The 21,397-nt window shown below is 52.1% G+C and carries 12 protein-coding genes; 7 read left to right on the top strand and 5 right to left on the bottom strand.

Annotated features, from left to right (window positions below):
* Positions 1-74: 74 nt before the first annotated feature.
* From B5D63_RS25380 to B5D63_RS25395, 4 genes are all read left to right on the top strand, one after another.
* Complete coding sequence (locus B5D63_RS25380; RefSeq protein WP_159456155.1) at positions 75-3,347, top strand: TonB-dependent receptor; 3,273 nt, start codon at positions 75-77, stop codon at positions 3,345-3,347.
* 11 nt (positions 3,348-3,358) lie between these two features.
* The gene (locus tag B5D63_RS25385) at positions 3,359-4,828 is read left to right on the top strand and encodes a RagB/SusD family nutrient uptake outer membrane protein (protein ID WP_200817098.1); all 1,470 of its coding nucleotides are present in this window, start codon (positions 3,359-3,361) and stop codon (positions 4,826-4,828) included.
* Between the two features lie 231 nt (positions 4,829-5,059).
* Positions 5,060-8,446: a carbohydrate-binding protein gene (locus B5D63_RS25390; RefSeq protein ID WP_159456156.1), complete on the top strand. Its 3,387-nt coding sequence runs from the start codon at positions 5,060-5,062 to the stop codon at positions 8,444-8,446.
* A 51-nt stretch (positions 8,447-8,497) separates the two neighbouring features.
* Positions 8,498-9,493: a nucleoside hydrolase gene (locus tag B5D63_RS25395; protein ID WP_143313085.1), complete on the top strand. Its 996-nt coding sequence runs from the start codon at positions 8,498-8,500 to the stop codon at positions 9,491-9,493.
* A gap of 44 nt (positions 9,494-9,537) precedes the next feature.
* On the opposite strand, the gene B5D63_RS25400 is transcribed toward B5D63_RS25395, so the two are convergent.
* Together B5D63_RS25400 and B5D63_RS25405 are read right to left on the bottom strand one after the other, a co-directional pair.
* Positions 9,538-10,440, bottom strand: a complete 903-nt coding sequence (locus B5D63_RS25400) for an SDR family oxidoreductase (protein WP_078671663.1) — start codon at positions 10,438-10,440, stop codon at positions 9,538-9,540.
* A gap of 92 nt (positions 10,441-10,532) precedes the next feature.
* Positions 10,533-10,802 (bottom strand): hypothetical protein, encoded by a 270-nt coding sequence (locus tag B5D63_RS25405; protein ID WP_143313086.1) that lies wholly within the window; start codon positions 10,800-10,802, stop codon positions 10,533-10,535.
* Between the two features lie 342 nt (positions 10,803-11,144).
* On the opposite strand from B5D63_RS25405, the gene B5D63_RS25410 reads away from it, so the two are divergent.
* The 3 genes from B5D63_RS25410 to B5D63_RS25420 are packed head-to-tail and all read left to right on the top strand — an operon-like array spanning position 11,145 to position 14,718.
* Entirely contained in the window at positions 11,145-12,101 is a 957-nt protein-coding gene (locus B5D63_RS25410; protein WP_078671665.1) for a TolB-like translocation protein, read from the top strand.
* A gap of 48 nt (positions 12,102-12,149) precedes the next feature.
* Positions 12,150-14,069, top strand: a complete 1,920-nt coding sequence (locus B5D63_RS25415; protein WP_143313087.1) for a tetratricopeptide repeat-containing sensor histidine kinase — start codon at positions 12,150-12,152, stop codon at positions 14,067-14,069.
* Positions 14,044-14,718, top strand: a complete 675-nt coding sequence (locus tag B5D63_RS25420) for a response regulator (RefSeq protein WP_078671667.1) — start codon at positions 14,044-14,046, stop codon at positions 14,716-14,718. The genes B5D63_RS25415 and B5D63_RS25420 overlap by 26 nt, the downstream gene beginning before the upstream one ends.
* 89 nt (positions 14,719-14,807) lie before the next feature.
* On the opposite strand, the gene B5D63_RS25425 is transcribed toward B5D63_RS25420, so the two are convergent.
* From B5D63_RS25425 to B5D63_RS25435, 3 genes are read right to left on the bottom strand one after another with little or no spacing between them, the layout of a single operon-like run.
* On the bottom strand, positions 14,808-16,247 hold the full coding sequence (locus B5D63_RS25425) for a TlpA family protein disulfide reductase (RefSeq protein ID WP_078671668.1): 1,440 nt from the start codon (positions 16,245-16,247) through the stop codon (positions 14,808-14,810).
* A gap of 14 nt (positions 16,248-16,261) precedes the next feature.
* Positions 16,262-17,671 carry a RagB/SusD family nutrient uptake outer membrane protein gene (locus B5D63_RS25430; protein WP_078671669.1) on the bottom strand — a complete coding sequence of 470 codons (1,410 nt, stop codon included), beginning with the start codon at positions 17,669-17,671 and terminating at the stop codon, positions 16,262-16,264.
* A 14-nt stretch (positions 17,672-17,685) separates the two neighbouring features.
* Positions 17,686-21,201, bottom strand: coding sequence for a SusC/RagA family TonB-linked outer membrane protein (locus B5D63_RS25435; protein ID WP_159456157.1), 3,516 nt, complete (start codon positions 21,199-21,201; stop codon positions 17,686-17,688).
* Between the last annotated feature and the right edge of the window lie 196 nt (positions 21,202-21,397).

Genomic DNA, 21,397 nt, shown 5'->3' on the forward strand with positions numbered 1-21,397 from the left:
TTTTTTCCCAAAGCAGGCGGCTTCGTACTGCCTGGGGCGAAAATTTTCCACGATTATCGAAAAAAACACTACTGATGATGAAACTAACGGTGCTATTGATGACCGTTGCTCTGCTACAGGTACATGCAGCCGGGTATTCTCAGACAGTTACCATCTCCCGGAGTAATGCGCCGCTGGATATGATCTTTAAGGAGATCAGAAAACAGACGGGGTATACCTTCCTGTATACCGATGAACAGATGCTGCAGGAGCGTAAAGTCAGCCTCCAACTGAAAGACGCCTCTCTGAAAGAGGCGCTGGAAGCCTGTTTCAGGGGGCAGCCGTTCTCCTACAGTATTTCAGACAAGATCGTCATCGTGAAACGCAAGCCTGCGACGGACAACATGGCCGCTCCGCCGGAACAGGAAGTGCGTGGGAAAATCACCAACGAAAAAGGAGAGCCGCTGCCTGGTGTAACCATACAGGTGAAAGGAACAGCCAAAGGAGTGGTGACCAACGAAAAAGGGGAATATGTGATCACAGTGCCCGACAATCGTGCGGTGCTGGTGATCTCCTCGCTGGGTTACAACAAAACAGAGCTGCCGGTGAACGGGCAGAAGGAGCTGTCGGTGGCCCTGCAACCCTCTGCCTCCAATATCAATGAACTGGTAGTGGTAGGGTACGGTGAACAAAAGAAGGGCACGCTGACCAACGCTATCTCTTCTATTACCGCCAAAGACTTCCAGGACGCGCCGGTAAACCGCCTCGACCAGGTATTGCAGGGCCGCGCTACCGGTGTACAGGTGACCAATTCCGCCGGCTCTCCCGGTGGCAGCGTGCGTATTCGCATCCGGGGTTCCAATTCCATCAACGGCGGCAACGATCCGCTGTATGTGGTAGACGGCTTCGTGGGAGCGGAGTTTTTCTCCATCAACCCGGATGATATCGCGTCCATACAGGTATTGAAAGATGCCGCTGCCACGGCCATCTACGGCAGCCGCGGTGCTAATGGCGTTATTCTCATCACCACCAAAAAAGGTGGTAAGGGGGGCCTGAAGCTGAACTTCACCACACGCCAGTCCGTGTCTACCGTCATCAAAAAGCTGGACCTGCTGAACGCAGCCGATTTCGCGGAAACGGCGAACGCACACGCCGCCGCCGTAGGTACGCCGCCCAAATTCACCGATGCGCAGATAGCGGACTTTCGCGCCAAAGGAGGCACCGACTGGCAGAACGAGATCTTCCGGTCGGCGCCGGCACAGGAGTACCTGCTCAGCCTTTCCGGCGGCACGGAGAAGAGCGGCTATTTTATTTCCGGCAACTACCTCAACCAGGACGGTGTGATCAACAACTCTTTCTACAAACGGTATACGTTACGTTCCAACATCAACGCCAGCCTCAGTAACAGGGTCTCTGCATTTCTGAACATCACCGGGTCCTACAGTACGGCGCAAAACGCAGATATCCCGGCCGACGGCCCCAGCAGCCCGCTGGCGCAGGCGCTCACCTGGGCGCCTACCACGCCGGTGAGAAAAGCCGACGGCACCTTTACGGTCAGCGATCCCGTGGGCTCGCAATTCTACAATCCCGTGGCGCTGACGGTAGACAGGATCGCGCTGAGGGACAGGATGCTGGCAAATATGATCGGCGGATTTAAGTTCGACGTTCTGCCCGGCCTGACGTTCAACCTGCAATACGGCGCTAACTACCTGCAATATGAAGACAAGTCCTTCGGCGGTAAAATCACCAATAACAATGTGTCCAGTGCCGGTATCAGGTCCAATAAAGAACTGGTGCTGCAAAATACCAACACGCTGAACTACCGGAAAGTCTTCAACAACGTACATAGCCTCGATGTGACGGCGGTGGCGGAATACCAGCAATCCACCTATAACTATTCCTCTTCCGGCGCCACTAATCTCACTTATGAGAATTTCCAGTGGTACAATCTCGCACTGGCGACGGCCGGTACGCCCGGTTCCGGCTATTCCAGATGGGCACTGTTTTCGCTGGTAGGACGTGTTAACTACGCCTATAATGATAAATACCTGCTGTCCGCCGCATTGCGGCGCGACGGCTCTTCCAAATTCCAGGGCAACAACAAATACAGCTATTTCCCCTCTGTGTCGGCAGGGTGGGTGGTGAGCAACGAGCCGTTCATGCAGGCGGTACGCGGCATCAGCAACTTAAAACTGCGCGGTAGCTGGGGCCTGACCGGCAATCAGGCTATCAGCCCTTACAGCACCTTTTCATCCTATTCCAATATACCGGCATCTTTCAACAACAGCACCCACGTGGTAGGCCTTGTGATGGGCAACATCGGTAATCCGGGCCTTAAATGGGAGACCACAGAACAAAAAGACGTCGGTCTCGACATCGGATTGCTGAAAGGACGTATAGCCGTTACCGTCGATTATTTCATTAAAGACACCCGCGATCTGCTGTTACAGGAAAACCTGCCCATGTACCTCGGGGGCAATTCCATCACCCGCAACGTGGGCGCGGTGCAGAACAAAGGCTGGGAGTTTGCCGTTGAAGGTGAAGTGATCAACAGGGGCGCCGTTCACTGGAACACCGGTTTCAACCTGTCTTTTGTTAAAAACAAAGTAGTCTCCCTCGGAGAAGGTAAAGCCCGGATTTTCGATCCCAACAACCGCAAGATCGGTGGTGGCATGTCCCCGCAGTCTGAATTTGTGGTGATGCCCGGGCAGCCCCTCGGCGCCATCTGGGGACTTACTTACCTCGGCACCTGGAAGCCTGGCGACAGTAAAGCGGCGGCATACGGCGCCAAAGCAGGCGATGCCCGCTATCTCGATCTGAACGACGACGGCGCCATTGACGCCAACGATTATCATGTGATCGGCACCGGTATTCCCACTACCTCCATCGGCTGGAACAATACGGTGACGTATAAACGATTTACACTAAACCTGTTGTTCCAGGGACTCTTCGGATTCGACCGGCTGAACTATAACCGCGCAGCGGCCATGTATTACGGTGGCGACGCCCGTGAAGCCACGCTGGCAGAGATCAAAGACCGGTATATTCCCGGTGTGAACGAAACCTCCGATATACCGGCTTTCAGTACCACCAACCGCAATTTCACGCAGAGCAGCCGTTTCCTGGAAAAAGGAAATTTCCTGCGCCTGAAGAACGTTAGCCTGGCCTACGACATCCCTAAGTCAGCCCTGAAAAATACACTGGGCGTGAAAGTGTTCGTCAGCGCCACCAATCTGCTGACGCTGACCGATTATTCCGGCATCGATCCGGAAAGCAGTTCTTCCGCGGGTGATATCCGTCAGGGTATTGACTTTGGCACGTATCCCAACGCAAAAACGATCACCGGAGGTATTACGCTGAGCTTCTAAAACTAACTGTTATGATGAAACGATTTTACATACATTACGCTTGTTACCTGTTGGCCTTTCTCCTGCTGGCGACAGGGTGCAGCAAAGAGCTGACAGAAAGTCCGAGGGGATTGGTGGCCGGTGATGAAGCCCTGAGCAGCCAGGCAGGACTGGAAACGGTGCTCTCCGGCGCTTATGGCAGCCTGTTGGTACCCTGGAACAGCGGTTTCACTTCCGTATCGCAGATCGCGATGACCATGGGCAGCGATGACCTCACCACACACCCGGGCTCCAATAAAGAAGAGTTCCGGGAATTCGACCGCTTCAACGTATCCTCGCTGAATGGCAGGATGAATCCCATCTGGCTGGGCTGTTACAAAACGATACAGGCCACCACCAATATCATCAACAATTACAATAAAGTTATCGGGGGAAATCAGGATACGATCCATGCGATGGTAGGAGAGGCCAGCTATCTGCGCGCCCTGTCCTATTACTGGCTCACACGGCTGTGGGGAGAGGTGCCGGTGATCCCGTCGGAGAAATACTCCGCGGAATACCTTAACCTGAAAAAGAGCAAACCCGCAGAGATCTATCCGCTGATTGAAGCAGACCTGAAACGCGCGGAAGAATGGATTCCCAATGGAAGAAGAAGTTCCGGCCGGCCCAACAAAGGCTCCGCGAAGGCGTTGCTGGCGGACGTGTATCTCACCGAAGCGGGATGGCCGCTGAAAGACCAGTCGAAATACGCGCTGGCAGCGTCCAAGGCCAAAGAGGTGATCGATAACAAAGCGACTTATGGCTTTGACCTTTTTACCGGCGGCTACCTGAAGATATTTGCGGGCGGTACGGTCGAGGATGTCTTCACGCTTTTTACCCGCGGTAACTGGGTCACCTATAACTCGTTCTACGGACTGTCGACCATGCCGGAGGATGAAGGCGGCTGGAGTGATTTTTTCCCGGAGCTGAACTTCTTCAACAATTTTCCGGAAGGCCCGCGTAAAGACGCTACGTTCAGTACACAGTTCACGCTGAGCAACGGTACCGTGATCCCGTGGCAACAAACCACGACCAAACACCCCTATTATAAAAAGTTCACCATACAGTCGGGAAAGAAAGACGTGTACATGTCCAATAACCCTGTTATCATGATGCGCTATGCGCACGTGTTACTTATCTACGCAGAAGCGCAGGCCCGCGCTGCCGGTGCCCCTAACAGCGAGGCCTATACGGCAGTGAATGCCGTTCGGCAACGCGCCGGTTTGGCTGAACTGCCGGGAGGTATGACAGGCGCCGCTTTCGCGGCCGCCGTGGTGAATGAGCGCGCCTGGGAGTTTGCCGGAGAATGGAACCGCTGGTTCGATCTGGTGAGACTGGAACAGGTGGAGGCAGCCAACGCCAACAAGGCGGCCGGCGATCTGCAACCGGCAGGCCCTATCACCAAAGCCCGCTACTGGATGCCCATACCGGGCGCTGATGCGGTGGTGAACCCCAATTTATGACCCATAGATGAATGAAGCACCTTTTTTTATTTAAATATCCAAAGCCTGAAAATCCCTGCCGGTACAGCCTTTAGCTGTACCGGCCCTTCCACCCTAAAATGTAACGTTATGAAAACGAGCACACCAAAATCTGACGCTCGCAGGAAGATTTCTCTGCGACGTGCCTCTCGGTTGCTGCAAACTTGTTACGACCGATGGAAAAGATTCTCATTGTTATTACTGCCGCTATGTTTGTTGTGCTGTTCGCTGCAGGCACAATATCTCCTGCTGGACGACATGGAGGGCCACGGCCCCTGCTCCGGCAGGTGGACCTACTACGCCGGCAACACCACGACCGGCAAGGTGGAATTTGGGGTGCCTAACCCCAATCCATCTGGCCTGAATACCAGTCCGCTGGTAGCCAAATTTACCAAAGACACCAGCTGCTTCGAGTACATGAGCGCGTCCTGTCAGCTGACAGACTCCTTCGATCTTGCCTCCAACAGCACTTTTAAAATGCTGGTATATGCCAGCACGCTGGACGAGATCATGTTCAAACTGCAGCCTGGCAATAACTACAGCAAGGCGGTGTTCTTTACCTTCAAACCTTCCCGCATCAATCACTGGGAAGAAGCCACCTACAATTTCCAGAGCGTAAAGAACCGGACCGACTTTAACACCATCGCCATACAGTATATCGATGGTAAGAAGGCCAATGGCATCCTGTATTTCGACCTCGTACAGGGGCCAAACCCTACGGCCATCGTGCTGAAAGATACTACCATCCTGATGGGACATGAAAACGGCGCCGTGCTGACAGCCCAGGTAAAAGGAGGGACTTTCAAACCGACACTGACCGCCACCAACTGGACGGCCGCTAATTTACCGGCAGGAGTTACTATCAGCGGCGTTCAGCGGTTGAATGACACTACGGCAAGCGTTACCCTCAGCGGCAATTCCCCGGCCAACTATTCCAGGGCCACGCTGAAGCTCAGTATCGCCGGCGCGGAACTGGCCACCGCTAACGTGACCAGCTATACGGCGAAGGGAAACGTAGTGTTTGAAGGTAATCCCAACTGGACGTTGGTGTTCGCTGACGAGTTTAATACCGACGGAAAACCGGACCGCTCCAAATGGATCGTAGATCCCCGTCCCAAAGGCTGGATCAACGGTGAACAACAGGTATACACCGATACCACACACGACAATGCCCGCGTGAGAAATGGCCGGCTGGTGATCACCGGAAAGAGGGATTTTCCCAATGGCAACACCACAGATCCGTGGTCTTCGGGCCGGCTTATCACCCAGGGTAAGTTTGATTTTCTGTATGGTAAAGTAGAGGTACGGGCGAAACTTCCCCGTGCGCGCGGCTCCTGGCCGGCCATCTGGCTGATGCCTACCACCAGCGCCTACGGCGGATGGCCTAAGAGCGGTGAGCTGGATATAATGGAACATGTGGGCAATAACTTCGGAACGGTGTTGTCTACCATTCATTCACAGAACCATAACTGGACCAATGGGGGAGGTATTACCGGCAGTAAAAAGCTGATGGACGCAGATACGGTGTATCATGTGTATGCCATGGAGTGGGCGCCGGACACGATCCGGTTTACCTTCGATACGATGCAGGTGCTTTCTTTCGCCAACCCGCATACGGACTGGAAAGACTGGCCCTTTGACCAGAAGTTCCACCTGATCCTGAACCTGGCCATCGGCGGGGGGATGGGTGGTTCCATCGTGACGGCCGACTGGCCCGACAGTATGCAGGTAGACTATGCCCGCGTGTACCAGAGAGGACTGGGCACACCCGTGCTGGATACTATCATGGTGACGCCGGCGGACCTTTCCTTCCTGCCGGGAAAACAGCTGCAGTATACGGTGAAAGCCCTTGACCAGAACGGGTATCCCATGACGATTACTCCCCAATGGGGCATTACGGGCACGGGCAACAGCATTACGTCCACCGGGCAGGCCACGCTGAATAATTCCGGGCTGGTAACGGTGACGGCTACCGTGGATACTACTACCAAAACCGGCGTCGCATTTGTAACGCGGCGACCTGCCAACTACAAACCGGTGCCGGTAAAAATACAGGCCGAAAGTTTCGACAACAGCAACAATACGCATACAGAGCCCTGCTCCGACGTAGGCGGTGGCCTGGATGTCAGCTTCATCGGAACTGGTAACTGGTTTGAGTATGATATCGATGTGCCGCGTGCAGATACCTATAGGGTACAGTTCCGCGTAGCGGTCAACAGCGCTTCCAGTCTTCGAATACAACTCGATACCACTACACTGCAAACCGTCAGTCTGCCTGCCAGCGGCGGATGGCAGAAATGGATAACGGTAACGTCTGCGCCTATACGATTGGAACAGGGGCAGCAAACCATAAAGATCGTTGCTAATAAAGATGGCTGGAACTTCAACTGGCTGAGCATTCTCCGGGCCGATTCCATACCGCTCGCCCGCGTGGTGATCAAGCCCGACAGCGCAACGATCAATACCGGTCAGTCGCAGCAGTTTACCGCCACCGGATACGGTCAGGACAGCAGCCAGATAGCCATAGAACCGGTATGGTCCGTACTGGGTACCGGCGCCAATATTACTACCGGCGGATTATTTACCGGCACCGCTGCCGGTGATTACCAGGTGTTGGCAACAGCAGGAGCGGTGGGTGATACCGCTATCGTGCATGTTGTCACGCCGCCGGTACTTACGCGTATTGTGCTGACGCCGGATTCAGTAACGGTGCCGCTGAGGGCGTCGCAGCAGTTTGTCGCCCAGGGGTATGACCAGCGTGATAATCCCTTCACCTTTAAACCGGCCTGGAGTGTTACCGGTTCCGGAAATGCAATTGATACAAACGGGGTATTCACGGCGGGCATCACACCCGGCAGCTATATCGTGACCGCTACCAGCGGTTCTCTGTCTGTCACCACACCGGTAACGGTGGACTACACCTGCACGGTGAACGACAAGTATGAAGCAGAAAGTGCTTCCAACCGCGCTCCGGGACCCGTACTGGAAGCCTGTACGGATGTAGGCGGCGGACAGAATTTCACCAGCCTGAAAGCGGGTGACTGGTTTGCATATAATACGCTGAATGTGCCGGTTGCAGGAAGGTATACGATCAGCTTCAGGGTGCTGTCTACCGCGGCGTCCAAAATTTGGATAGGACACAGCACCTACAAGTTTGACACCATCTCCGTGCCGTCCACCGGCGGTGTATGGAAAACAATTACAGATACCATCCGGCTGCCGGCGCTCAACTACACCGGGGTGCATATCCTGACCGGTAATCCGAAATTCAACTGGTTCAGTATCGATAATTGCGCAGTGGACGAACAGGCAGGTGCGATGGCTGCTGCGAATGCGGAGTATCCTGCAAAAGAAACAGACACCAAAGGGCCTGTCCTTTATCCCAATCCTACCAACGGCCAGTTGACCCTCGATCTGCGGGGTAAACCGTACCGGCGGCTGACGGTGCTGGATATCCGTGGCAACATCTTGCGGCAATGGTATATTCAGAAAGGGGAGCGGCAAATCAGCAGGGACATCAGCGCGCTGCCGGCAGGTACCTATATGTTGATACTGGAAGGAGATAAAAACAACAAAACCTTCCGGATTATAAAAATCTAAAAAGAAACAGAAGCCGTCCCACGCTTGCGTGGGACGGCTATTATCGTCTATATGAAACGAATGAAATATGTCGGTGTACTCTTGATTCACCTTTTGATATGTCATGTCGCCCTGGCGCAACAGGTGAAAATTATTTTTGATACGGATATGGACTCCGACGTAGATGACGTGGGCGCATTGGCCATGCTCCACGGGTTTGCCGACCGGGGAGACGCAGCCATACTGGCAGTGATGGTATCCAGCCTTAACCCCTGGTCGCCCGGAGCAGTGGATGTGATCAATACCTTTTACGGCAGGCCGGACATTCCCATTGGCGCCGTGCAACGATTTGGCGTATATCATAAATCCAGATACGCAAAGGCGCTTTGTGAGCAGTTTAAGCATAATACCCCACCGGAGGGGGATATAACGGATGCAACGATGCTGTACCGCAAAATATTGGCGGCGCAGCAGGATACCAGTGTGGTGGTGGTGACGGTAGGGGACCTGACCAATCTCTCCAACTTATTAAAGTCAGCGCCGGACCAGTTCAGTGGATTAGAGGGCATCGACCTGGTAAAAAAGAAAGTAAAACACCTTGTCTGCATGGGAGGCCGCTACCCGGCTGATACCGATCCTCAGCCATGGGGAAATTTCAAACCGGACCCCGGCGCTACCCGGCATGTCGCCGCCGAATGGCCCACCCGCATTTATTTCACGGGGGGTGGTGCTTTCGCCGATAGTATACCCACCGGAAACATTTTTTTTCAGGAAAAATACCGACATACGCCGATGGCGCACGCGTATCAGCTTTTCCTGAAAAGCTGGAACAGGAAGTGGCATCACAGCGCCGACATTATTGCGGTGTATGTGGCGGTGAAAGGGTACCTGCCTTATTTCAAATCAGAAGAGCGTGGTTATAATCATATTTTCGAAGACGGGACAAATGTGTGGCGATTAGCGCCGAGGGACGACCGGCATTATTTGATCAGTGCATTTGCGGATGGTGCTGATCCCGGGAAAATCGCAGAAAAGTTCAACGAGTGGATGACGCCACAGGGGCATTAATAAATAGCTGCAGGCGACACAGCCGCCTGCAGCTACTTTACCGTTTAATGCTCCGCAGGGAAATAAGCATTCCCTGTCAGGTCTTCTGGTAATGTCGCATGTGTTGGGTTCCATCCCAATGCCGATTTGGTGGCCTCGCCGGAGGACAGGTTGTTGAACCGGGCGAAGTGTGCAAACCAGGTAAAGTGGGCGTTCGCTTCATCCGGGCCCAGGGACACTACGGGTACGCCGAGCTTTTCACCGATGGCTGTTGCGATGATGTTAAAAGGAACACCCTGTTCAGCAACGGCATGATAACGGGTGCCGCTATCGGCATTTTTTTCCAGCGCAAGGCGGTACAGGCGGGCCGCATCCCGCTGATGCACTGCCGGCCATACATTGGCGCCGTCATTGATCATCACGGATTTACCTTTTTCCCGGGCAAGACGGATCAGGATGGGAATAAAGCCACCTTTATCTTCTTCTCCATGCACGCTGGGAGGAAGTCTCACAACAGACACCCGGATACCTTTGGCCGCTATTCTATCTACCGCTTTTTCCGTCGCCACCCGCGGATTGGCGTCGCTCTCGCTGCGGTCTTGTTCGGTGATGATGCCGTTTTGGGCCAGCACACCGGTAGCAGAGGTGACAATAAAAGGGCGCGTGGTGCCTGCCAGCGCTTCGCCGATAGTTTCAATCACTTTTTCATCGACGGCGCACATCTCTTTAAACCGCGAAAAATCATGAATAAACCCAAGGTGGATAACACCGTCAGCGTTTGCTGCGCCTGCTTTCAGGCTGTCGGTGTCGGTGAGGTCGCCCCGGTGCGCTTCAGCGCCGAGGGAGATTAATTTTTGCGCGGCCGCTTCGGAACGGGCCAGTCCCGCTACCTGGTGACCTGCTGCCAGCAGCTCTTTCACCACGGCTGTGCCTACAAACCCGGTCGCGCCGGTTACAAATACTTTCATACTTTATGTGTTTTGTCTCACAAAGTTGAGCACAAACGAAAAGGTATTTGTAGCCGGAACGCGTCATCTTGTAGCCAAAAACGGGGACTTAATTATCTGCCGGTATCCGGGCATTGCCGGCAATAGTTGCCCGGTACCATCTTCCGCATGCCAGGCAGGTACTTCTTCATGTCTTCATCCCCGTAAAAGTGGGCGGTTGTGGTGTCAGGTGGGCGCTGACAGGCAGGCGAGGCCCCGAGCAGATCTCCCCATATCGCCAGTTCCTGGGCTTCGTAAGGGAAACTTATCGACGGTGAACCGCCGTGGCTGATGGGTATGCCCCTTAACAATGGAGAAGGATAAATCATTGTTGTTAAATGCAAAGGTCAGCTCCGTTAAACTACTGGATATGATGTCGGGTTTGAGGGAAGAGGTGTCCCAGCTGCCTAGCCAGAAGTGACTGACCACCCACCGGAGCGCTTCACACGGTGCGATGACGTTGTATAACATGTATTACAATTCATTGATTTTTGCCTGATCCGGCGTATGGAGGTGGAATAGATGGTGCCCGGTGGGATGGCTGCGGGGCTTTGCCGCGGCAGATCAATGTTCTCAGGGAAAACCCTGAGAAAAAAAGCAGTGTTTTGCCCGGTTGTCCCGCCTGGATCCATCGTCTTATTTTGCCGGAGGAAAATTATTGTTTAAACCCTGTAATCATTAACTATATGAAAACACGTGTATTACACCTCCTGGCAGCTTTGGCTCTTTTTTTGTCCTGCAGTAAGGACAAAAACAATGGTCCTGGTCCGGGTAACAGTGGCGGTTATACGCCGTTGGGCGGAGGTGTCGTTTACTATGACTGGGCTAATGAAGGCATTCTGCAGTTTAACCTGGTAACGGGCCTGGTGGCCACCTCGCAGAAAGATGATGTGGGCCGCAACGGATGGGACATCAGTAAAGACGGTACAAAATATTTACAAGCAGAGGATAAAACCGGTGGAGGTTATGACAAGGAAATTTACACCCTGACCAACCTGGCCGATGGAACGATTATCAGCCGTTTTGAAAAGGAGTCGGGTTATGCCAACCATACTTTTCCAAAGCTGTCGCACGACGTAAGGCTGATCGCCGTGCCGCCCACTTTTGATGACGGGCTGATGGTGCTGGATCTCCAGGGAAGGATATTACACAACTTGAGCAGTTTTCAGGGCGTGAAAATAGACAAGGGCAATATCAACTGGATGCCGGACAACACGCTGCTCTTTAGTATTGGCAAAAAGATCTGCCGGACCAATACCGCTTTTACACAGGCGTGGGTAATTAAAGAGCTGAACTTTGCAGAATGGGGTGATCTGACCGTAAGTCCGGACGGCAGCAAATTGGCTTTTGTAGCCGGTAGTCATATCTGGATGATGAATATCGACGGCAGCAATTTGGTGCAGGTTACTGCCAGCAGTAAAACAGAGGTGGTACCGGAATTCTCGCCGGACGGGAAATGGCTGGTACTGGGCTCCGAATACCAGGTGACAGGCCCTTTTGGCCGTATATGGCGGCTGGTGGTGGTGCCGGCGGATGGCAAAAAGTACAATATTGATCCTGGTGCTGACGGCAATGTAATACGGTTGATCAAAAAAGGAGAAACCCAGCCGGAAGCCTGTGATGGCGGGGTATGCTGGCGTTGATGTCTTTCCGTGAAATAAGCCGTATTTTTAGGACCAATTATCCATGATTTGAGAACAGTTACCATTGTATGTTTTTTGTGGCTAAGCCTTGCCGGCTACCGGGCAAATGGCCAGCAGGAAAGCTATACGGACAGTTTACTCCGGATACTGGATACCGCTGCAAGGGATACGGCCCGGGCGCGTCTCCTGTTTCTTCTTTCTGATTATTGGGCTGATAAAGACAGCGCCCGGGCGGTAGATTACGCCAAAAAATCTTTTGACTATACAACAACCACACCTTTTTTCCGTGGGCTGGCCCATTTTTACCTGGCCGGCGCTTATTTCAGCTACGACAAAAAAAGAAGTCAGCAGGAATATATGCAGGCGGATAAATGGCTGGAACCTTTTACAATGTCGGAAGCGTTGCAATACCGTTCCCGTGCCTGGCACAACTATGGCGTGCTGTACCAGTATATGGATGATAACAGGTCTTTTGTCAATATTCTCCTGACTAAAGCAATACCGCTTGCGCAGGCTGCCGGTGATAATGAGCGGGTGGCCTGGGGGTACATGGACATCGGCGCCATATTTATGAATTATAAGGATTATCCCAAAGCAGGTGATTACTTTACCAAAGCCATCGACATCCTCCGTAATCATCAGTTGGGAGCCAAACCGGTGCTGGCGGAGTGTTATATCAATCTGGCCAAAGTACGTCTTTTTGAAGACCAGGCCCGGGAGGCAGAAACCCCGTTGAAAGAAGCGTTCCGGATATTGAACGCGGTCCGTGATTCCTCTTATCTGCCCGTTTACTATACTGTCAGTGGTATGTACTACATCCGGATGAAGCAGTGGGATCCGGCGCTGGCAGACCTTCACACCGGGTTATATATCGCGGAGCGGCTGGAAAGGACCTATGATGTGCTGAGCCTGCAATATCAGGTGTATGAAGTCTATCAGCAACAGGGTAAACTCAACATGGCTAAGGCCGCGCTGGAAAAAGCATATATCAGTTACCAGCAGTTTCCGCTGGCCGACAACCGTAAAGTGATCCTGTATCAACTGGCTAAAACAGAGGCTGCACTAGGGAATTACAAACCGGCGTTTAACCGGCTGATGGAATACGCGCAGCTTTCAGATACCCTGTTTGAAAAGCGGACCGCCAAAGAAATAGCTACGCTGGAAGCCAGACACCAGGCTGCCGAAAATGAAAAAAAGTTATTGCGCCTGGAGAACAGAAGCCAGCGGCAGCAACTGTTGCTGTACTTCGGCGGCGCCGTGGTGATATTACTGACTGCCTTCTTCCTGTATATATATTGGCAACGGAAAAAGCGCGGGGTGCAACAACTACAAATACAGATCGCACATGCCCAGCTGGAAGGTGAGGAACGGGAAAGGCGGCGGCTGGCGCGCGACCTGCACGACGGACTAGGAGGCATGCTGGCGGGGGTGAAGTTAAATTTATCTGCCTTTGGCTATGATAAGGACCACAGGCAACAGGCGGACCTGCAAAAGGTTATCGGTCAACTAGACGATTCAGTTCATGAACTCCGGCGTATCGCCCGCAATATGATGCCGGAAACCCTGCTGCGCTCAGGGCTTGCACGTGCACTGGAAGAACTTTGTAAGTGGATGAACAATGACCGGATGCATGTGGAATACACGTTGCTGGACATACCGGAAGAGATGGCACACAGTCAGAAAATGGATGTTTACCGGATTGTACAGGAATTACTGGCCAATGCCACCAGGCACTCCGGTGCGCGGGAGGTATTTCTGCAATGCAGTGGAAGGCAAAACCGCTTTTATATTACTATAGAAGATAACGGAAGAGGTATGCCGGAAAAAACTGCAGGAGAAGGGATGGGGCTGGCCAACATTCGTAGCAGGATAGCATATATGCAGGGAAAAATGGAGCTGACCAGCCACGAGGGCAAAGGAACGATCATTAATATTGAAATCAATGTCACAGCAAACGGAAAGAATTAGTATCGTATTGGTGGAAGACCACAGCATCTTTGTGGAGGGCTTGCAAAGTGTGCTCCGGAAGATAGAAAATGTAGAGGTACTGGCTACTTTCAGCACAGGAGAGGAAGCGCTGGAGTACCTGCAAGAGCAGCCGGCAGACATCGTTTTACTGGACATCAGCCTGCCCGGCAACTTGTCAGGCGTTGAGATATGCCGGTTGATCCGCCGCAGCCACAAAACAACAAAAGTCATTGCGCTGAGTAACCACACGGAAAGGGAAATTGTTGGTGATATGCTGAACAACGGAGCCAATGGCTACCTGTTGAAGAACGCGTCGCTGCCCGACCTGCAAAATGCTATAAACCAGGTAATGATGGGCCAATGTGTGATGAGTGAAGACATACGAAATATTATCTTTGCCGCTAACGCTCCGTTAAAGAGCATGCCACGTCTCACTTCCCGCGAAAAGGAAGTCCTGTACTGGATCAGCGAGGGACTGACCACTTCCGCAATTGCAGCTAAACTATTTATCAGCGTTCAAACCGTGGAAAGTCATCGTTACAACCTGCTACAAAAATTTGAAGTTCCCAATGCGGTAGTGCTGGTGAAGAAAGCAATGGAACTGGGCTTGATACGGTCTGACTCAAATACACGAACATCGCGCCGGTGATACAGATAAGCGAAGTCGTGGAGTAACGATGTAGAAACGATAAAGCCGCATGGGTCAAAAAGATCCATGCGGCTTTTTTATTGAGAGTATTAAAGATACTGCTGGAGTTGTTTGATCAGCTCCAGCTTATCACTGGGTCTTTTGGCGTCCCAAACGGCCACTTCGCCGTTTTTGTCGAGGATAATATAACGGGGGATGCCGTTAAACTTAGGCACCGTTTTGTTGATGTCCTGATGCAATGCCTTGTTGGGACGCAGGTTAATGCCTTTCAGGGGCAGGCGCTGCGCCATTTGTTTCCAGGCTTTGTCGTCTCTGTCATTGTCGAGGGACACGTAAACTGTTTGTATGCCCATCTGATGTAAGACATCATGTAATTCGAGCGAGTATTGCAGTTCCGCCCGACAGGGACTGCACCAGGTAGCCCAGAGATCGATATAGGTAACTTTTCCTTTCAGCGCCGAGGTTAACGCTTTGAAATTGTTCAGTTTATCATAACCGGCGAGATACCGGACATCTTTGTTCGGGTGTTTGTCGGCTGCATGATACGCTACGATCTTCTGTACCTTTTTGTCGAGGTAGGGAGTGAGCTGACTGTAAGGGAATTGTTGCCTGAAGTCCCTGAAATTATCAATCCACTCTTTTTCATACAGATTGGTATTGATCCCGGAAATGATGCTGTTGGCCCAGGTATACTCCAGCATTTCGCCTTTAAGTTTGGTCCTGAATAAATCGATTTTTTGTATTTCGTAGATCCCTGGACGGTAGATAAGTTTTCCGCTGTCAGCGATTTCCAGGTACGCCTGGTAACGGTTCAGCATCCAGTAGTACCCCGGCGCATGTAACAGTTGCGTAAACGGTGCTGCGTCGTCGTATATTTTTTTCCACACAGGCAAATAATCCTTGCGAAATTGGGCTACTGCGGCTGGTTGCTGTTCCCGTTCGCGGAAAGTGAAAAAGAAACTATCGGAAAGGATGCTCATATAGTTGATATCGATGGCGCTGAAAAGCGCCTGTTTGAATGCCTCGTTGATTTTTCCGTCACGGAACAGGCTCTCCACCGTGGCTTTCTTTTTGTCGGCGGCCGCTTTGACGGTATTAACCCGTTCCTGTGCGGAGGATATGTGTTCCAAGCCAGCTGCGGTTCTCCTGGTATCGTCCTGGAAATCAAAAGTTTTGATCAGGTCTTGTCCAGCCTGCTGGTCGCCGGTAACGCTGTACTGGCTGCTGTCTGCGTTAATAGTATATGTTTGTCCCGGTGTGGCGAATAACTTTATCTGCTTCCAGTTGTTGGTCAATGTGACAAACCCTGGTTTTTTTATATCGATTGTCTGCTGAAAAGCGCCGGTAGCAGGATCTATGCTCATACGCACGATGGCGCCGGTGAATTGTTTACCGTCCACTGGGATATTGGCGTCGATCACCGGATCGGGCGTATTTTTAAACGCGCCTTTGAGCGTGACCTGTTGCCCCCGGGCAAAGAGCGCGGCTAGTAGGGCTATACATAGCAGGGTTGGTTTCTGTTTAAGCATATGCGTAAATTTTATTAAGGATTCTGAGTAATGTTTTCTGTCAATGCGGCGGGAGGTATCAGTAACGTGTAGCGGTTGCTGTTGGGCGGCAGGTCTATGGTGCTGCCGTCTTTCAGATAGTGGTGCGCTGTAAAGCCGAAGATTGGATCGTTGTTGAACCGTCGCATGTCAAACCAGCGGGCGCCGTGGAAGAGCAGCTCCTTCCTTCTTTCGCTCAGCAGTACTTTCATCGCCTGTTGTGTGTCTGTGAGGCTTAACGGCGTGTAGGAGGATGCGAGTATCCTGTTTTTACGCAGCAGGTTGATATCGGCCATGCCCGCTGCTGCATTACCCATGCGAATGCTGGCTTCTGCCCGTATGAGATACATCTCCGGTGTGGTGACGCTGATATTGGCATAATAAAACCTGGATTTGTTATATTGATAATTAGTGTCCAGTTTGCCTGTTGCTTCATTGGTGGCTGTGTCCACCCCAATGAATATGTTGCGGAGGTCATGGGGCTCGAACATCTTTACCGTAGCGGGACTGATATATTGCCCGGAAAGACCGCCCGAGTAGGTATATTGCTGTACGTGAATATTTTCGGGAGAAGTCGTCATATCAGCGAATGGAGGATTGTCAATGGGTACATAACGAGCGTCCTGTATCTTATACACTTTGTTATAGTCAATCAGGCGGCTATTGTATTTTAATGCGCTGTCTGCCATCTTCCTTGCTGCCGGATAGTTTTCCTGCATCAGCATCACCCGGGCGAACAGGCCGAAGCCTGCGCCTCTGGTGAGTACATAAGGGCTGACTGCTGAGGTGGGCAGTTCTTTTACAGCGTTTTCAAGATCTGCATTGATCAGGTCATAGGTAGTTTTGATGTTGCTTCTGCCTGGCACCGGCAGGGCTATATCGTTGGTGGTGATCCATGGAACACCCGGATCGCTGGCGGCCGTGGCGGCATTAAACGGCTTACCGTACAGGTTGACGAGGTACCAGTAGCACCAGGCCCTGCCCAGTTTGGCTTGGGCGCGGATAGCGGCTTTGCGCTGTGGGGTGCCGCCATCGGCCATGTCAATATTGTTGAGAATGGCGTTGTACTGATAGATGTTATTATACATCAGGTTCCAGGCGGAATTGTATTTCCAGTCTTCGGGCGTGTTGTAGATCTCGGGTAACCAGAGATAGATCCGGCTCTGGGTGCTGTTTTCTCTCAACAGGGATGCTTTGTCTGCATCTTTATACAGGAAATCGTCGGAGAGCATGTCCAGGTCGGTGGGCAGCATCCGGGTCATGTTTTGCCCGTTGAGCAGCCGCTCCAGGTCTTCTACGGTTTGTGGTATCACGTAGCCCTTGGGTTTTACGTCCAGGTATTTTTTGCAGGCGGAAAAACTCATTAAGCCCAGTAGGGCGGCAATCAGTATCGTTGTTGTTTTCATGTTGTCTGCGGGATTTAAAAGTCAAGGTTTACACCAAAGGAATAGGAAGGCATGACGGGCATCGTACGGTTGCGCCCATCAAATGCTTCAGGGTCGATACCCAGATCGTTCCGGGTGATGGTCCACAGGTTACGCGCGTTGGCGGTTAACTGCAGGCCCCTCACGATACCCCATTTACTAACGGTTTTCGGAGAAAAGGTGTAACGCAGTGTCACATCCCTGAGTTTAATGTAACCAGCATTAAACACGTTTACATCGAGGAATCTGCCATAGTAAACAGCAGCATAGTAGGCGGAATTATCGAGGATTACGTTGGGGATGTGTGTACGGGATTCGTCACCGGGTTGTTTCCATGCATCTTTCAGGCGGTTATCGAAACTGTTGACGCCCCGGTATACTTGCGGCATAACCTGCCGTTTTACCTGGCCAAGGTAGAAGACAAACATAAAATTAAGATCAAAGCCCTTATAGGTAAAATTGTTCGACAAAGCTCCGGTGTTGACAGGTCTTGTGGTACCAGAATAATACACCATGTTCAGGTCATAATAATATTCATCCGGTGCAATTTTTCCGTTGGCATCCAGCAGCTGGATCTGGCCTTTGTCTGGCGTCAGGCCGGCGAAACGGAAGCTGTACATGGAACCGTAAGGGTCGCCCTGTATAAAGGGGCTGCGGCCGGCAACAGCGGCAGGGGTGAGGAAGTCGCTGCTAAGGGCTACCTTGGTGATCTTGCTTTTGTTATGGGCATAGGTGAAAGTGGTGCTCCATTCAAATTGTGGTGTGCTGATGTTTTTGCTCATCAGTTGCAGTTCCCACCCGTTATTGTTCATGCTGGCGGTATTAACACTGGCGGAAGTGAATCCCAGCGTGGGATTGATGTCCTGGTCCCCCAGCAGGTCGGTGCTTTTCCTGACGTAGTAGTCGGCTTTGCCGGACAAACGGTTATGCCACAACGTAAAGTCAATTCCTATATTGGTAACGGTCGTTTTCTCCCATCTTAACTGGTTGTTGGCGGGAGTGGTAATACTGTTATAGGGCAGGTTAGTGAAATAATTGGTGCCATTGGAGGCAATCATAAATGGCCCGCTATTCTTGGGAATATTGCCGTTGATGCCGTAGGTGGCCCGTACCTGTAAATAGTCCACGAATGGCAGGTGCTGGAAGAATGGCTCATTGGAGGCAATCCAGCTTACACCGCCGGACCACATGGGACGGTAAAGGTATTTAGGATCGGTGCCGAATAAATTGGTGGCGTCCATACGGATGCTGCCACTGGCCACATACTTCCGGCGGAAGGAGTAGGCAGCATTGCCAAAAGCGGATACAAAACGGTCCAGCTGATAGGTGTAACCGTCTTCCAGTCCATCGAAACCGTTTTGTACGGCCTGCAAGGTACCGGAGACGTTTTTTAGCCGTTGTATGTCAATGTCCACAAATTGCAGGCTGTTGTCGTCGTAGCCGTATTTGGTGAAGTAACTGCCGTTGGATTTGCTTTGCCTTCTTTCTATGCCTGCCACCGCGGCGATATTATGATCGTCGCGAATGTCTTTATTGACATTGATGAGCCCTCTGAGCAGGTAAGACGTGAAACTGGTGCGGGTTTCCTTTATTTTACCTCCTTGTGGTACGTTGAATGTGGGACCGGCGAGGGTACCATCCATGTTGGTGATAATATTGCCACCGGCATCCCTTTGCGGAACAATGAAATCGTTGACCTGCTTGACCAGCGTCGGTTCATCCCGGTGGGTAAACATCTTGTTGTAGGATGAACCATTTTCCAGCTGGTAGCTCAGATTGATATCCACTCCGGGGATGATGCTATATTTTATTTCTGCCTGGAGTCGGTTATAAACGCTGTTGGTAGTGTTTTCAATGAGGTTTAGCTGCTTCAGCGGATAAAAGGACTCGTCGCCCAGTCCCCATGCCATCCTTTGTGCGATGGTGAAATCATTGGAATTGTTCTGATTTGCAGGGTCTGAATTGCGGTTCACCGCCAGGGGTTGCCCCTGTGCGTCCTGCAGCATGGAATAAGGCTTCAGCCGGTAGAGCTCCACAGGGTCCAGCGGGGTGGTGGTGGCATCGGTATAGGTCAGGTTGGCGCTGACGTTGAAAGACAGTTTGGAAGACACGTTGTAGTTGTCTTTCAGCAGGAAGCTGTAGTTTTTGGTCCTGTCTTTCAGCGCGTAGCCGCGGTTATCGGTAAGGCGCAGGGACCCGTAAAAGTTGTTTTTCTCGTTGCCGCCCATAAAGGACAGGCTATGGTTTTGTGTGAGCGGCGCCTGCATCAGCAGGTCACGTATCTGCTGGCTGTTGTCCAGGCGGCCAAGGGAATCTACGGATGCCGCGTATTGCGCGGGGGTGATCCGTTTAGCCACCGAATCCATGTAAAGGCGTTCAAACGCGGAGAAGGAGTATCCCGAACGACGGGCGTTGGTTTCAAGATTGGCATTTACCAGTTGACGGTTAATGGCGATGTCTTCCGCAGCGTCCAACCGGTTTAAATAATTGAGATCAGGCTTGGGCTCAAATTGAAAGTTGTTGTTGTAGGTGAACTGTATCTTGCCTTGTTTGGCTGTTTTGGTGGTGATGACGATCACGCCGTTGGCGGCGCGGGCGCCCCAGATGGAGGCGGCGGCGGCATCTTTCAGGATGGTGATGCTGGCCACGTCGTTGGGGTTGATAGCATCCAGCGTGCCGTCAAACGGGAAATTGTCGATCACGATCAGGGGCCGCTTGGTACCATACAGGGTGGATACGCCGCGGATGGTCAGTCCGTCGCCGGAGGCGCTGCCATTGTCCTTCCCGTTGATGAGCATGAGGCCGGGCACCTGTCCTTCCAATCGCTCCAGCACATTGGTCTGTACGCGGTTGGACAATTGTTTGGAGCTGACAACGTCAAAAGCGCCGGTAGCCCTTTCCCGCGGTATTTTCTGGTAACCGGTGCTGCCGGTCACTTCTACTTCTACGATCTTTGCAACGGAGAGACGCATGCGAACGGTGAGGGTACGGTTGCCTTTTGCGGCGATCTCTGATCTTTCATATCCTACCATGGTGAATACCAGCACTGCATTGGTGGCGTCGGCGCCGGGCAGCCGGAATTGCCCCTGGTCGTCAGTGGCCGTCCTGTAGTTAGTGCCTTTCACCATCACGGACACACCGGCAAGCGGAGCGCCCTGCTCATCAGTGACGGTGCCGGTAATACCGGCTGCCTGGGCTGCCGCAGGTATTGTATTGATGCTCTTCGCTTTGATGAAGATGGTTTTGTCTTCCAGTGACCAGGTGAGGGACTGAGGGTCCAGTACCTGTTGCAGGACTGCTTCCACGCCGGCTCCTTTTACTTCCAGGGATACCCGTTTAGATTCATTAAGTGATCCCTTTTGAAAAAAGACAACAAAACCTGTTTGTTGTTTGATAGCTTTGAACACATCGGTCAGCAAAACATTCTTGCCGGAAAAAGTGACGCTTTGGCCCATGGTGCGGGCTGACAGTTGTAGACATACTGAAAGTAGCAGTACTGCTGTTAGTTTCATGATTCGCAGTGGTTTGGTTGACCGTTGGCATCTGTCCTGTTGTGGTATAGGCACAACGAGGCGGCCACCGGATTTTTTTCTGGTAAAATCCATAACTTTGATCTGGTTGGTTGATAAGGTGGTTGAATAAAAAATCTTGTCGGACCATTCCATATTGGCCGGATGTGTCGCAATCACATCCGGCTTTTTTATGGTC

This window comes from Chitinophaga eiseniae (assembly GCF_900167135.1).
GTDB lineage: Bacteria > Bacteroidota > Bacteroidia > Chitinophagales > Chitinophagaceae > Chitinophaga > Chitinophaga eiseniae.

Coding starts and splice junctions, on each gene's coding strand:
- B5D63_RS25380 (WP_159456155.1), top strand. CDS start 75: ATGATGAAACTAACGGTGCTATTGATGACCGTTGCTCTGCTACAGGTA.
- B5D63_RS25385 (WP_200817098.1), top strand. CDS start 3,359: ATGATGAAACGATTTTACATACATTACGCTTGTTACCTGTTGGCCTTT.
- B5D63_RS25395 (WP_143313085.1), top strand. CDS start 8,498: ATGAAACGAATGAAATATGTCGGTGTACTCTTGATTCACCTTTTGATA.
- B5D63_RS25400 (WP_078671663.1), bottom strand. CDS start 10,440: ATGAAAGTATTTGTAACCGGCGCGACCGGGTTTGTAGGCACAGCCGTG.
- B5D63_RS25410 (WP_078671665.1), top strand. CDS start 11,145: ATGAAAACACGTGTATTACACCTCCTGGCAGCTTTGGCTCTTTTTTTG.
- B5D63_RS25420 (WP_078671667.1), top strand. CDS start 14,044: ATGTCACAGCAAACGGAAAGAATTAGTATCGTATTGGTGGAAGACCAC.
- B5D63_RS25425 (WP_078671668.1), bottom strand. CDS start 16,247: ATGCTTAAACAGAAACCAACCCTGCTATGTATAGCCCTACTAGCCGCG.
- B5D63_RS25430 (WP_078671669.1), bottom strand. CDS start 17,671: ATGAAAACAACAACGATACTGATTGCCGCCCTACTGGGCTTAATGAGT.
- B5D63_RS25435 (WP_159456157.1), bottom strand. CDS start 21,201: ATGAAACTAACAGCAGTACTGCTACTTTCAGTATGTCTACAACTGTCA.